This is a genomic window from Streptomyces sp. NPDC020490 (assembly GCF_044335305.1).
In the GTDB taxonomy this organism is placed as follows: Bacteria; Actinomycetota; Actinomycetes; order Streptomycetales; family Streptomycetaceae; genus Streptomyces.
Genome location: NZ_JBIRUY010000023.1, coordinates 90550 through 103420 on the forward strand (window position 1 = coordinate 90550; position 12871 = coordinate 103420).

Annotated in this window: 13 protein-coding genes; 3 read left to right on the plus strand and 10 right to left on the minus strand. The window is 73.1% G+C overall.

Annotated elements, in window-relative coordinates; translation table 11 throughout:
- Nucleotides 1–12: 12 nt before the first annotated feature.
- The 4 genes from ACH4ZX_RS23635 to ACH4ZX_RS23650 form a co-directional block, all read right to left on the minus strand.
- Complete coding sequence (locus ACH4ZX_RS23635; RefSeq protein ID WP_398276036.1) at nt 13–1038, minus strand: 6-phosphofructokinase; 1026 nt, start codon at nt 1036–1038, stop codon at nt 13–15.
- Nucleotides 1039–1118: 80 nt separating this feature from the next.
- A complete protein-coding gene (locus tag ACH4ZX_RS23640; RefSeq protein ID WP_398276039.1) occupies nt 1119–1796 on the minus strand; it encodes a response regulator in 678 nt (225 codons plus the stop codon).
- Complete coding sequence (macS, locus tag ACH4ZX_RS23645; RefSeq protein ID WP_398276042.1) at nt 1793–3052, minus strand: MacS family sensor histidine kinase; 1260 nt, start codon at nt 3050–3052, stop codon at nt 1793–1795. Before macS ends, ACH4ZX_RS23640 begins: the two co-directional genes overlap by 4 nt.
- A gap of 35 nt (nt 3053–3087) precedes the next feature.
- Entirely contained in the window at nt 3088–3846 is a 759-nt protein-coding gene (locus ACH4ZX_RS23650) for a lysophospholipid acyltransferase family protein (RefSeq protein WP_398276045.1), read from the minus strand.
- 134 nt (nt 3847–3980) lie between these two features.
- On the opposite strand from ACH4ZX_RS23650, the gene ACH4ZX_RS23655 reads away from it, so the two are divergent.
- Together ACH4ZX_RS23655 and ACH4ZX_RS23660 are read left to right on the plus strand one after the other, a co-directional pair.
- Nucleotides 3981–4778 (plus strand): alpha/beta hydrolase, encoded by a 798-nt coding sequence (locus ACH4ZX_RS23655; RefSeq protein WP_398276048.1) that lies wholly within the window; start codon nt 3981–3983, stop codon nt 4776–4778.
- Nucleotides 4771–5340, plus strand: coding sequence for a hypothetical protein (locus ACH4ZX_RS23660; RefSeq protein ID WP_398276051.1), 570 nt, complete (start codon nt 4771–4773; stop codon nt 5338–5340). Before ACH4ZX_RS23655 ends, ACH4ZX_RS23660 begins: the two co-directional genes overlap by 8 nt.
- A gap of 269 nt (nt 5341–5609) precedes the next feature.
- Here the strand turns inward: ACH4ZX_RS23660 and ACH4ZX_RS23665 are convergent, their stop codons facing one another.
- The 6 genes from ACH4ZX_RS23665 to ACH4ZX_RS23690 form a co-directional block, all read right to left on the minus strand.
- Complete coding sequence (locus tag ACH4ZX_RS23665; protein WP_398276054.1) at nt 5610–6356, minus strand: endonuclease/exonuclease/phosphatase family protein; 747 nt, start codon at nt 6354–6356, stop codon at nt 5610–5612.
- A gap of 70 nt (nt 6357–6426) precedes the next feature.
- Nucleotides 6427–7380 (minus strand): ROK family glucokinase, encoded by a 954-nt coding sequence (locus ACH4ZX_RS23670; protein WP_351896891.1) that lies wholly within the window; start codon nt 7378–7380, stop codon nt 6427–6429.
- 122 nt (nt 7381–7502) lie between these two features.
- The gene (locus ACH4ZX_RS23675) at nt 7503–8090 is read right to left on the minus strand and encodes a DUF5304 domain-containing protein (protein WP_398276057.1); all 588 of its coding nucleotides are present in this window, start codon (nt 8088–8090) and stop codon (nt 7503–7505) included.
- A gap of 57 nt (nt 8091–8147) precedes the next feature.
- Nucleotides 8148–9326 carry an ArsA family ATPase gene (locus tag ACH4ZX_RS23680; protein WP_398276060.1) on the minus strand — a complete coding sequence of 393 codons (1179 nt, stop codon included), beginning with the start codon at nt 9324–9326 and terminating at the stop codon, nt 8148–8150.
- Between the two features lie 69 nt (nt 9327–9395).
- Complete coding sequence (locus ACH4ZX_RS23685; protein WP_398276063.1) at nt 9396–9863, minus strand: SRPBCC family protein; 468 nt, start codon at nt 9861–9863, stop codon at nt 9396–9398.
- A gap of 117 nt (nt 9864–9980) precedes the next feature.
- The gene (locus ACH4ZX_RS23690; RefSeq protein ID WP_398276066.1) at nt 9981–10778 is read right to left on the minus strand and encodes a metallophosphoesterase; all 798 of its coding nucleotides are present in this window, start codon (nt 10776–10778) and stop codon (nt 9981–9983) included.
- A 295-nt stretch (nt 10779–11073) separates the two neighbouring features.
- Between ACH4ZX_RS23690 and ACH4ZX_RS23695 the strand changes: the two genes are divergently transcribed.
- Nucleotides 11074–12870: an AMP-dependent synthetase/ligase gene (locus tag ACH4ZX_RS23695; protein WP_398276069.1), complete on the plus strand. Its 1797-nt coding sequence runs from the start codon at nt 11074–11076 to the stop codon at nt 12868–12870.
- Nucleotide 12871: the final 1 nt, after the last annotated feature.

The window sequence follows — 12871 nt, forward strand, 5'->3', positions numbered from 1 at the left end:
TGATCTCGGTGATCAGCCGAAGAACACGCTGACCTCGTCGTACAGCGCCGGGTCGACCGTCTTCGGGCCGGCCGCCGCCGCGGTGATCGGGACGCGGACGATGTCCGTGCCGCGCAGGGCCACCATCGTGCCGAAGTCGCCGTCGTGGACGGCGTCCACGGCGTGCAGGCCGAACCGGGTGGCCAGCCAGCGGTCGAAGGGGCTGGGCGATCCGCCGCGCTGGACGTGGCCGAGGACCGTGGTGCGGGCCTCCTTGCCGGTGCGGTGCTCGATCTCCCGGGCCAGCCACTCCCCCACGCCGGACAGCCGCACGCCGGAGGCGGGGCCCGCCACCGGCGTGAGCACCGGCCTGCCGTCCCGGGGGACGGCACCGTCGGCGACGACCACGATCGGCGCGTACGACGCGCGGAAGCGGGAGGTGACCCAGGCGCACACCTGGTCCACGTCGAAGGGCTGCTCGGGGATCAGGATGGCGTTGGCGCCGCCGGCCAGGCCGGAGTGCACGGCGATCCAGCCGGTCTCGCCGCCCATCACCTCCACCACGAGCACGCGCTTGTGGGACTCGGCGGTGGTGTGCAGCCGGTCGATGGCCGCGGTGGCGACGCCGACGGCGGTGTCGAAGCCGACCGTGCGGTCGGTGCCGTGCAGGTCGTTGTCGATGGTCTTGGGCACGGCGACGCAGGGCAGCCCGTGGTCCTGGGCGAGGACGGCCGCCGTGCCGAGGGTGTCCCGGCCGCCGATCGTGATGAGGGCCTCCACCTCCAGCTTGGCGAGGTTGTCCCGGATGCGGCGGACGCCGTCCGGGTGCTCCAGGGGATGGGTGCGCGAGGTGCCGAGGAGGGTGCCGCCGCGGGGCAGGGTGCCGCGCACGGCGGGGATGTCCAGAGGGACGGTGTCCCCTTCGAGGGGGCCGCGCCAGCCGTCCACGAAGCCGACGAAGTCGTAGCCGTACTCCTGCACGCCCTTGCGGACGACCGCCCGCACCACGGCGTTCAGGCCCGGACAGTCACGGCCTCCGGTGAGCACTCCGACACGCATGGATCTCCCCGTCCCTTCGCCCCAGCTTCCGTTTCCCGTGGCTCCACGCTATCGGCGTCGCCCCGCTCGCGGCGGCCGGTTCACTCGTCGTCCAGCCCCCGTTCGATCGCATAGCGGACCAGTTCCACCCGGTTGTGCAGCTGGAGCTTGCCCAGGGTGTTCTGGACGTGGTTCTGCACGGTGCGGTGGGAGATGACGAGGCGTTCGGCTATCTGCTTGTAGCTCAGTCCCTTGGCGACCAGCCGCAGCACCTCGGTCTCGCGGTCGGTCAGGCGTGGCGCGTCCGGCCGGCCGGGGTCCGCGGCGGGCGCGGGATCGGCGGCCAGGCGCCGGTACTCGCCGAGGACCAGGCCGGCCAGGCCGGGCGTGAACACCGGGTCGCCGACGGCCGTGCGGCGCACCGCGTCCAGCAGTTCCTCGGTGGACGCCGACTTCAGCAGGTAGCCGGTCGCGCCCGACTTCACCGCCTCCAGCACGTCGGCGTGCTCGCCGCTCGCGGACAGCACGAGCACGCGCAGCGCCGGGTCGTGGCCCACGAGTTCCTTGCAGACCTGCACGCCCGGCTTGGCCGGCAGGTTGAGGTCGAGCACCAGGACGTCGGGCGCGGCGGCTTTGGCGCGGCGCACGGCCTGCTCGCCGTCGCCCGCGGTGGCGACCACCTCGAAGCCGGCCTCGGCCAGGTCGCGGGCCACGGCGTCGCGCCACATGGGGTGGTCGTCGACCACCATGACACTGATCGCGTCCTGCTGTTCACTCATCGCTGTTCCGCCTTCCCCCGTGGGTCCCTCGCGCCCTTCGCGCCCTTCGCGCCCTTCGGCACCGTGAGCTCCACCTCCGTGCCCTGCCCGGGCACCGAGATCACCTCGGCGGTGCCGCCGAGGTCGCGCAGCCGGCCCCGGATCGACAGGGCCACGCCGAGCCGGCCCTCCCCCTCGGCCTGGGAGAGCCGCCCCTCGGGGATGCCGGGCCCGTCGTCCCGTACGGTCACCACGACCTCGCCGGGCTCGTCCTCGACGAGGATCCACGCGCGCGCGTTCTCCCCGGCGTGCCGGCGGACGTTGTCCAGGGCCGCGCCGACGGCCGCGGCCAGCTCCCGCGCGGCCGCGGGCGCCAGCGGCACCGGCGCGCCCGGCTCGGCGAGGCTGACCCTGGCGCCGGCGTACGGGGCGAGCAGCGTGCGCAGGTCGACGGTGCCGTTCTCGCCGGGCCCGTCCGGTCCGTCGGGCTCGTCGACGGCTGTCACGAGCGCGCCCTCGGCGGCGTCCACCGAGACTCGCGGCGCCGGCAGCAGCCCGCCGGAGACCAGCGTGCGCAGCGCCACCTCCTGCTCGCCCGCCATCCGGCCCAGTTCCGCCGCCTCGCCGCCGATGACCGCGCCGCGCCGCTGCACCATGGCCAGCACCTGCAGGACGCTGTCGTGGATGTCCCGGGCGAGCCGCTCCCGTTCCCGGGTCGCGGCCTCGATCTCCAGGGCGCGGGCGAGGGTGCGCTCGGATGCGCGGGCGACCTCGACGACGTAGCCGATGGCGATGGAGGCGACCCAGACGAGGATGACGTTGTGGACGGTGTCGCGGGCCGGGGTGCCGCGTTCGATCAGGTTGGCGGCGGCGACCGGGGTGGAGGCGAACGCGGCCCAGCGCCAGCCGCCCTTGATGGCGTAGGCGAGCACCGAGCCGGCGGTCCATATCGACGGCAGGGTCGGGCCGCCGTCGTCGATGTGCTGCGCGCTGACGGCGAGGGGGGTGAGCACGATGCCGGTGAGCGCGATGGCGAGGTCGACGGCCAGGAAGCGCTTGGTGCAGGCGGCCGCGTTCTGCACGCGCGGCAGGGTGGCGAGCGTCCACACGCACAGCACGGCGTAGAAGGCGATGGCGACGGCGGGGCGGTCGTAGCGGTCGTAGACGGTGACGAACAGGCCGACCGCGTACAGCATGGTCAGCACCCGGTAGGCGGTCAGCGCACGCCACAGCGGCTGCTCGACCGACATTCTCACGACCCGCTCGCGCTTCGGCACGTCCCCCACCCCCCGGCCAGGACGGGCCCGGGGCGTCACGCCCCGGACTTGTCCTTCTTGGCCTGTTCCCTGGCCTGTTCCTTCCCGGCCTTCGCCGCCTCCGCGAGCTGCCGCTTGGCGGCGGTCGCGTAGATGTCGACGTACTCCTGGCCGGAGAGCTTCATGATCTCGTACATGACCTCGTCCGTCACGGCGCGCAGCACGAACCGGTCGTGCTCCATGCCCTGGTAGCGGCTGAAGTCCAGGGGCTTGCCGATGCGGATGCCGGGCCGCATCAGCTTGGGCATCACCTTGCCCGGCGGCTGGATCTTCTCGGTGTCGATCATGGCGACGGGGATGACCGGGGCGCCGGTCGCCAGCGCCACCCGCGCGAGGCCGCCGGGCTTGCCGCGGTAGAGGCGGCCGTCGGGCGAGCGGGTGCCTTCCGGGTAGATGCCGAACAGTTCGCCGCGCTGAAGGACCTCGATGCCGCTCCTGACGGCCGCCTCGCCCGCGCCGCGCGCGCCGGAGCGGTCCACCGGGAGCTGGCCGACGCCCTTGAAGAAGGCGGCGGTCAGCCGGCCCTTCACGCCGGGCGTGGTGAAGTACTCCGCCTTCGCGATGAAGGTCACCTTGCGGTCCAGCACCGCGGGCAGGAAGAACGAGTCCGAGAAGGAGAGGTGGTTGCTCGCCAGGATCGCGGGGCCCTCGGCGGGAATGTTCTCCAGACCCTCCACCCAGGGCCTGAAGGTGACCTTCAGTGGTCCCCCGATGGCGACCTTCATCGCGCCGTACAACAACCGAGTGCCTCCCATGTCCGTGGGTCAGACCTTAACCCGGCCCGTCCGGAAGGCGTCGACGGGCCTGGTCGGTGTCGGTGCCGTCGCGTACGGTGAAGGTCCTGCAGTGCCTCAAGTGCCAGCCCCATTCCACGAACAGGAGACCGATGGTGCCGGTCCTTCCTGGAGCCGAGCCGTACCGCCACGAGGGCGGCGAGGTCGGAGTCCTCCTCTGCCACGGCTTCACGGGTTCCCCCCAGTCGCTGCGCCCCTGGGCGGAGCATCTCGCCGCGCGCGGCCTGACCGTCTCACTGCCGCTGCTGCCCGGGCACGGCACCCGCTGGGAGGACATGCAGCTCACCGGCTGGCAGGACTGGTACGCGGAGGTGGACCGGGAGCTGCGCGGCCTGCTGGAGCGCTGCTCGGAGGTGTTCCTGGCGGGCCTGTCCATGGGCGGCACGCTGGCCCTGCGGCTGGCCGCGAAGCACGGGGACGCGGTGCGCGGCCTGGTGCTGGTGAACCCGGCGAACCGGATGCACGGCCTGGCCGCCCACGCCCTCCCCGTCGTCCGCCACCTGGTCCGCTCGACGAAGGGGATCGCCAGCGACATCGCCAAGGAGGGCAGTACCGAGCTGGGTTACGACCGGGTGCCGCTGGGCGCCGCGCACTCCCTGCGCGCCTTCTTCCGGCTGGTCGACGGCGAGCTGCCGCAGGTCACCCAGCCGCTGCTGGTGCTGCACAGCCCGCAGGACCACGTGGTGCCGCCGGCCGACTCGGCGCGCATCCTGGGCCGCGTCTCCTCGCTGGACGTGACGGAGATCCTGCTGGAACACAGCTACCACGTCGCGACGTTGGACCATGACGCGGACCGGATCTTCGCGGAGAGCCTCGCGTTCATCGGCCGGCTCGCGACCGGTGTCGGCGAGGAGACCGGTGTCGGCAACGAAGGGACGGCGGCAGGTGGCTGAGCACGACTCCGACCGGGAGGACCGGGAGCCGGAGGAGCAGGGCGTGCCGTTCGACGAGGAGGCCGCGTGGGCGGCGATCGTCGCCGGGTACGGCGACGAGCCTCCGGACCCGCCGGGCACCAAGCCCTTCAAGTCGGTCGAGGACCTGGCACTGCTGGAGACCGTCACGAACGACGGCGACGGCGGTGACGACCCGCCGAAGAAGGACGAGCCCGCGAAGCCGCTGGGCGCGTCGGTGGCCTTCGCGCCGGGCGTCGGCCCGCGGGACCAGGCGGTCCCCGAGGCGTCCGACGACGACTTCGACGAGGACGACGAGGACCACTTCGTCCCGCCGGAGCCGCCGCCGCTGCCCGCCGCGGACGCGACCGCGAAGTTCGCCTGGCTGGCGGTGATCGGCGGCCCGGTGCTGCTCCTGCTGGCGGTTCTGCTCGGCTGGGACATGACCTGGTGGCTCGCCACGCTCGGCATCGGCGGCTTCCTGGGCGGCTTCGCCACGCTGGTGACGCGGATGAAGACGGACGACGAGGACGACGGCGACCCCGGCCGCGGCGCCGTCGTGTGAGCCCCGTCTCCGGCTGGGCTCCGACACTCTGAGCGGGCCGGGCGAAGCCCACGGCGGTGCGCCCCCAAGGGGCGCGAGGAACTGCGCGACCAGCCACCACGGCGCGGCACGCAACCGACGGCACCGCCCGGCACGCCCAGCACAACACCGCTCAGCCCACCGGAAGCCTCGACGACCACCCCCCAAAGGGGCGCGAGGAACTGCGCGACCAGCCACCACGGCGCGGCAGGCGACGACGGTACGGCCCCGCACGCGCAGCACGACGCCGCTCAGCCCGCCGGGATTCTGAGGGCGGCCAGGACCGGAAGGTGGTCCGTGGCCGCCCTCAGGTCCGTCTCCGTCACGCCGGGGTGACCGACAGGCACCCCGCAGCCGAGCACCGAGACATCCTTCGTGGCGAAGATCGCGTCGATGCGGCGGTGCGGCCCGGTCCGCGTCCAGGTGTGCTCGCCGCCCCAGGGTGCCGTGGCCCGGCAGTCCTGGAGGGGGCCGGCGAGACGCCGGAAGGTGCGGCCGTCGGGGGGCTCGTTGAGGTCGCCGCCCGCGACCGCGTGCCGTACGCCCATGCCCGCGAGCCGGTCCAGCAGCATGCCGCCCTGCTCGTACCGCTCGTCCTTCTGGAGGGAGAGGTGGCAGCTCAGCACGCCGAGGCGGGCGCCGCCGAAGCGGACCACCGCCGTGGCGAGGCCGCGGCGGTGCAGGCCCGGGGTGAGGGGCAGCAGCACGTCCTCGGTGCGCTCGACGGTGGCCCGCAGGGAGCACAGGAGCGCCGGTCCCGCGGCGGTCGCGCCGCCGCCGAGGACGACCTGCCCCGAGGCCGCCGCCAGCCGGGCGAGCTTCTTGCGCCAGCGGAAGAAACGGGGCGCTTCCTGGAGCAGGACGAGGTCGGGGGCGCAGGCGGCGATGACGCGGGCGAGGGCGCCCGTGTCGTCCCGCATCGAGCGGACGTTGTAGCTCAGGACCCGGACGACGGCTGAACCGTCGGGTTCGGTACGGGAGTTGGCAAGCGGCTCCATGCGGATCAATCTACGCCGCAGGCCGGGGCGCGAGGTGTACCCCGCGCCCCTCGGGGCGTCCCGGAGGACGTCACATGATGGGATCGGGCTCGCGGGCCAGGTCGGCCGCGCCCACCAGGCCGGCCTTGTTGCCGAGCTGGGCCGCGATCACGTCGGCGACCGGGCGCCAGTTGCCGCCCACCAGCCAGCGCTTGTAGGACTTGCGGATCGGGTCCAGGACCAGTTCGCCCTCGTCGGAGAGGCCGCCGCCGACGATGAAGGCGGACGGGTCGAAGAGGGAGGCCAGGTCGGCGAGGCCGGCGCCGGCCCAGCGGGCCAGCTCGCGGTAGGAGTCGACGGCGACCGGGTCGCCCTGGCGGGCGGCCATGGAGATGTGCTTGCCCTCGATGCCGTCGGGGGTGCCGTCGCCCAGCGACAGCAGCAGTTCGGCGTTCTCGGGGGTGGCGTTGGCGCGCTGCTTGGCGTACCGGACGAGCGCGCGCCCCGAGGCGTACTGCTCCCAGCAGCCCTGCGAGCCGCAGCCGCACAGCAGGCCGTCCGGCACCATGCGGATGTGGCCGAACTCGGCGGCCACGCCGAAGTGGCCGCGGCGCAGCTTGTTGCCGATGATGATGCCGCCGCCGAGGCCGGTGCCGAGCGTGATGCAGATGACGTTGCGGTGGCCCTTGCCCGCGCCGAACTTGTACTCGCCCCAGGCCGCCGCGTTCGCGTCGTTCTCCACGACGACCGGCAGGCCCACGCGCGCCTCGACCTTGTCCTTCAGCGGCTCCTGGCGCCAGTCGATGTTCGGCGCGAAGTAGACGGTGGAGCGCTGCCGGTTGACGTAACCGGCCGCGCCGATGCCCACGCCGACGATCTCGTGCCCGGCCCGCGCGCCCTCCACCGCCGAGGAGATGGCGTCCACGATGGCCTCGGGCGTGGTGGGGGTCGGCACCTTGAAGGTCGAGAGGATGTTGCCTTCCTCGTCGACCACGCCGGCCGCGATCTTCGTGCCGCCGATGTCGACGCCGATGGTGAGTCCCATGAATCCCTCAGTTCCGGTCGAGCCCCGCTACGGCCAACCGTACCCGAGGCCCTGCCGTCGGTTCCCCGTCGTCCGGCCGCTGGACAGGCCGGAATCGGGCGGTCGGGGCTGCCCGGGGGCCCTCAGTCGAGATCGATGCGCTGGCCGGGGCCGGTGCCCTCGTCCCGGCCGGGACGCCCGTCCGGGTCCTTGCCCGTCCGGTCCTCGCGGTCCTTGCCCGTCCGGTCCTCGCGGTCCTTGCCCATCAGGTCCTCGCGGTCCCTGCGCGGGTCGCTCGTGCCGTGGGTCCAGCGCTGTTCCTGGGCCTGGACGGCGGAGCGGTAGGCGGCGAGCAGTTCGCTGCCGGCCGCGGCCAGGTGGTCGAAGACGTCCGGGTTGCGTTCGATGACGGGTTCGACGGCGGCCTTGGCCTGCTGGACGACCTGCCGCACCGCCTGCTGCGCGGCGGGGCCGGCGACGGCGCCGAGCAGCGGCGACCGGAGCCCGGAGAACCCCGAGAACGCGGACAGCCGGTCCGCGACGGTGTCGACCAGCCGGCGCAGTTCCTCGGCGGCCGAGCCCGGCGGCGGGCCGTAACTCGCGCGGCGGCGGGCCTTCTCGGCCGCGAGGTCCTCGGCGCACGCCGTCGCCCAGGCGTCGGCGTCGGTCGCCCGCACCTCGTCGTCGGCCTCGCGGCCACCGGCATCCGACGGGGGGAGCTCTTCGCTCATCACGGACTCCTGACTACGGTTCGTCCTTACGACGTTACCCGAATGGCCGTACGGCGTTCAGGGCCTGCCGGGCCACAGCTCCGGGTCCGGCGCGAACCGGATCAGCAGCCGGCCGTCCCGCAGGGAGGCGCCGTCGACGGTGCACCGGCGCAGGGCGGACGGCAGCGTGACGATGCGGTGGAACGGCCCGGCGCTGACGACGAGTTCGTCGCCCCGCCGGATGAGGTCCAGCTCCTCGCGTATGGCGCCGGGGAGCGGGATGTGCCAGACCAGCACGCCGTCCGCGGCGATCCGGTCGGTGACGGGCCACTCGACGGTGGAGGTCGTGTCGTGGACGCCGGGCACGGCGAGCGCGGCGAGGTCGTCGGTGCCGCGCGGGTCGCGGCCGAGGTGGGCGACGCGGTGGACGTCGTGGGACTCCCGCCACTCCGCCAGGGTCTTGCGCTGCTGGGCGAGGGGGCCGGCGAGCCAGGTGTCGGCGGCGTGCTCGGGCAGCACCCGGTTGGCGACCAGCGTCTCGGGGCGCAGACCGCGCAGGGCGAGGGCGAGGCAGGCGGCGCGTACGGCGTCGGCGCCGGCCGGGCCGGGTTCGGCGACCAGCCGTACGACGGTGTCCGGGTCGGTGAGGACCGCCTCGACGGCGCCGAGCTCCAGGTCCCAGCGGGCGGCGGTCTCGTACAGCCACTCCGCGGGCATGGGGACGCCGGCCAGGCGGCCGAGGACGGGCCGCAGGGCGCGGGCCGCCTGCCGCTCGGGTGGCAGGAGGCGGCGCAGGTAGCGGCGCAGTTCCTCGGGCAGGGCCAGCAGCGCGAGCGCCTGCGGGGTGGGCGGCAGGTCGACGACGAGGAGTTCGTGCGCCTCGCCCCGCTCGGCGAGGGCGGCGTCCCGCAGGGCGCGCAGGAGGGCGAGCTCGGCGGCGCCGGGCAGGGGGGTGACCTCCTCGGCGTCCAGGCGGGAGGCGCCCAGGAGGTCGAGGACGTTCGCGGCGCGCTCCTGGAAGGCGGCCAGGTCGTCCCGGAAGCCGGCCGCGGCGTCGGGGCGCCAGGCGGTGAGGTTGGGTGCGACCTGCCGCGGGGCCGGGCCCGTCGGCGCCCCGAGGGCCGCGCCGAGGGTGTCGGTGCGGTCGGCGCTCAGGACGAGGGTGCGGGTGCCGTCGCCCGCGGCACGCAGGGCGGTGGCGGCGGCGACGGTGGTGCGTCCACAACCGCCTGGGCCCGTGATCAGGATGGTGCGCATGGGGTGACGGTACCGGTACCCGGTCGGCCGGCCGGGCTGCCGCGAGGGCGGTTCCCGGCCCGGCTCCGGCTACTTCTTCTCGAACATCCCCCCGGACGTCTCCCCGGACTCCACGCGCTTCTTCAGGCCCGCCAGCGCGCGGTCGATGATCACCTTCTCCGCCTTGCGCTTGATCATCCCCAGCATCGGGATCTTGACGTCGACCGTGAGCTGGTAGGTGACCTCGGTGGCGCCCCGGCCGGCCGGCCTGAGGTGGTAGGAGCCGTCGAGGGAGCGCAGCATCTGGGACTTGACCAGGGTCCAGGAGACCTCGTCGCCGCCGCCCCAGGTGTAGGCGAGGACCTGGTCGTCCTTGATGGCGCCGGCGTCCATGACGAGGCGGACCTGTTCGGCGCGGCCCTGGGCGTCGGTCTTGAGCACCTCCGCCTCCTTCACCTCACCGGTCCAGTCGGGGTAGCGGGCGAAGTCGGCGATCACCCCCATGACATCGGCCGGTGCCGCCTCGATCGTGATGCTCGAGCTGGTGTGTTCCGCCATCGCCGTGGCTCCTCCAGATGCGGGCCGGAAATCAGGTCGTGCGCACGTGTGTGCAGCGTGAAGGCTACCGCGCTCCGACCAGCCGACTTCACCGTGTACCCGGCACACCGCGACGGGTCACCATTCCAGGGCCCACGGCTTCCCGCTGCCGGCGAAGTGCCCCACGTTGACGCACTCGGTCGGACCGATCCGCATCCGCCTGACCAGCGGCTGGTGGACGTGGCCGAACAGGGAGTACCGGGGCCGGGTGCGGCGGATCGCGTCCAGCAGGGCGCGGCTGCCGCGTTCGAAGCGGCGCGCGACGGTGTCGTAGACCAGTTCCGGCACCTCGGGCGGGATGTGCGTGCACAGCACGTCGACCTCGCCCACGGCCTCGATCTTCGCCGCGTACTCCTCGTCGGTGAGCTCGTACGGCGTGCGCATCGGCGTCCTCAGGCCGCCGCCGACGAAGCCGAAGACCCACCCGCCGATCTCCACCCGCTCCCCGTCCAGCACCGTGGTGCCGGGCCCGGCGTACTCCGGCCACAGGGGCGGCATGTCGACGTTGCCGTAGGTGGCGTACGTCGGCGCCGGGAAGGCGGCGAACATCTCGGCGTACTGTCTGCGTACCGCGCGTTCTATCACCGCGGCCCGGTCCGCGCCGATGCCGGCCCACAGCTGGGCCCCGAACTCCCGCGCCTCCTCGAAGCGGCGGGCGGTGCGCAGCGCGACGACGCGGTCGGCGTTCTCCTTGCCGAACAGGTCGGGGAAGATCCCGCGCGAGTGGTCGGCGTAGTCCAGGAAGAGGACCAGGTCGCCCAGGCAGATCAGGGCGTCGGCGCCGTCCTTGGCCCTGGCCAGGTCGCGGGCGTTGCCGTGCACGTCGCTGACCACGTGGACTCGGGTCCTTCGGTTGCCGGACGGTGCGGTTGCCATGGCGATCAAGAGTAGGGCCGAGCGGCACGGGTGAACAATGCCGCCGTCACCTGCGGTTACTGGCCAGTCAGGAAGGCGGTGGACTACCGTGCAGAAAGGAACACCAATCTGTGTGACGCAGCGAACATATCGTCGGGACCCCCTGTCGAAAGAGCTATACCGGCGGGTAACGTCCGGGCCGTCCAGTCGTGCTCAGAATTTCAACCAGTGGATCCCTGAGCACGGCCCGAGCCGTGGACCGCACCGTCGCATCGCACAACGTCGTGGCGCCGGCGCCCTATGAGGAGCAGCAGTCTTGCGCGAGTTCAGCCTTCCGGCTTTGTACGAGGTCCCTGCGGACGGCAACCTGGCCGACATCGTCCGCAGAAACGCCGCGCAGCATCCCGACGTCGCCGTGATCGCCCGCAAGGTGGACGGCGTCTGGCAGGACGTCACCGCCACGGTCTTCCTGGCCGAGGTGCGCGCCGCCGCCAAGGGGCTGATCGCCTCCGGTGTCCAGCCGGGCGACCGGGTCGGGCTGATGTCCCGCACGCGCTACGAGTGGACGCTGCTGGACTTCGCGATCTGGAGCGCGGGCGCGATCACCGTGCCGGTGTACGAGACCAGCTCGCCGGAGCAGGTGGAGTGGATCCTCTCCGACTCGGGCGCGACGGCCTGCGTCACGGAACTGGCCGCCCACACGGCCGCCGTCGAGTCGGTGCGCGACCGGCTGCCCGCCCTCAAGAACGTCTGGCAGATCGAGGCCGGCGCGGTCGAGGAGCTGGGCGCGCTCGGCGCGGACGTCACCGACGCCACGGTCGAGGAGCGCAGCTCGCTCGCCAAGGCCGACGACCCGGCGACGATCGTCTACACCTCGGGCACGACCGGGCGGCCCAAGGGCTGTGTGCTGACCCACCGCAGCTTCTTCGCCGAGTGCGGGAACGTCGTCGAGCGGCTGCGCCCGCTGTTCCGCACCGGCGAGTGCAGCGTGCTGCTGTTCCTCCCGCTGGCGCACGTCTTCGGCCGTCTCATCCAGATCGCGCCGATGATGGCGCCGATCAAGCTGGGCAACGTCCCCGACATCAAGAACCTCACCGACGAGCTGGCCGCCTTCCGGCCGACGCTGATCCTGGGCGTGCCGCGGGTCTTCGAGAAGGTGTACAACTCGGCGCGGGCCAAGGCGCAGGCGGACGGCAAGGGCAAGATCTTCGACAAGGCCGCCGACACCGCGATCGCGTACAGCAAGGCGCTGGACACGCCGGCGGGCCCGTCGCTCGGCCTGAAGATCAAGCACAAGGCGTTCGACAAGCTCGTCTACGGCAAGCTGCGGGCGGTGCTGGGCGGCCGGGGCGAGTACGCGGTCTCGGGCGGCGCCCCGCTGGGCGAGCGGCTCGGGCACTTCTTCCGCGGCATCGGCTTCACCGTCCTGGAGGGCTACGGCCTGACGGAGTCCTGCGCCGCGACCGCGTTCAACCCGTGGGACCGGCAGAAGATCGGCACGGTCGGCCAGCCGCTGCCGGGCTCGGTCGTCAGGATCGCGGACGACGGGGAGGTGCTGCTGCACGGCGAGCACCTGTTCAAGGGCTACTGGAACAACGAGGCCGCGACCGCCGAGGCGCTGGCGGACGGCTGGTTCCACACCGGTGACATCGGCACCCTGGACGAGGACGGCTACCTCAGGATCACCGGCCGCAAGAAGGAGATCATCGTCACCGCGGGCGGCAAGAACGTCGCCCCGGCCGTGATCGAGGACCGCATCCGGGCGCACGCGCTGGTCGCGGAGTGCATGGTGGTGGGCGACGGGCGGCCGTTCGTCGGCGCGCTGATCACCCTCGACGAGGAGTTCCTGGCCCGCTGGTGCGCCGAGCACGGCAAGCCGGCCGGTTCCACCGCGGCGTCGCTGCGCGACGACCCGGAGCTGCTGGCGGCCGTCCAGACGGCGGTCGACGACGGCAACGCCGCGGTGTCGAAGGCGGAGTCGGTGCGGAAGTTCCGCGTTCTGTCCTCCCAGTTCACGGAGGAGTCGGGCCACCTGACGCCGTCGCTGAAGCTGAAGCGGAACGTGGTGGCGAAGGACTACGCGGACGAGATCGAGGCCCTCTACGCCAAGTGAG

What these genes read in the sequence shown, in the direction of transcription:
- ACH4ZX_RS23675 (WP_398276057.1), bottom strand. Translation starts at nt 8,090, where the DNA reads ATGAGCGAAGAGCTCCCCCCGTCGGATGCCGGTGGCCGCGAGGCCGAC.
- ACH4ZX_RS23640 (WP_398276039.1), bottom strand. Translation starts at nt 1,796, where the DNA reads ATGAGTGAACAGCAGGACGCGATCAGTGTCATGGTGGTCGACGACCAC.
- ACH4ZX_RS23635 (WP_398276036.1), bottom strand. Translation starts at nt 1,038, where the DNA reads ATGCGTGTCGGAGTGCTCACCGGAGGCCGTGACTGTCCGGGCCTGAAC.
- ACH4ZX_RS23680 (WP_398276060.1), bottom strand. Translation starts at nt 9,326, where the DNA reads ATGCGCACCATCCTGATCACGGGCCCAGGCGGTTGTGGACGCACCACC.
- ACH4ZX_RS23685 (WP_398276063.1), bottom strand. Translation starts at nt 9,863, where the DNA reads ATGGCGGAACACACCAGCTCGAGCATCACGATCGAGGCGGCACCGGCC.
- ACH4ZX_RS23670 (WP_351896891.1), bottom strand. Translation starts at nt 7,380, where the DNA reads ATGGGACTCACCATCGGCGTCGACATCGGCGGCACGAAGATCGCGGCC.
- ACH4ZX_RS23650 (WP_398276045.1), bottom strand. Translation starts at nt 3,846, where the DNA reads ATGGGAGGCACTCGGTTGTTGTACGGCGCGATGAAGGTCGCCATCGGG.
- ACH4ZX_RS23690 (WP_398276066.1), bottom strand. Translation starts at nt 10,778, where the DNA reads ATGGCAACCGCACCGTCCGGCAACCGAAGGACCCGAGTCCACGTGGTC.
- ACH4ZX_RS23665 (WP_398276054.1), bottom strand. Translation starts at nt 6,356, where the DNA reads ATGGAGCCGCTTGCCAACTCCCGTACCGAACCCGACGGTTCAGCCGTC.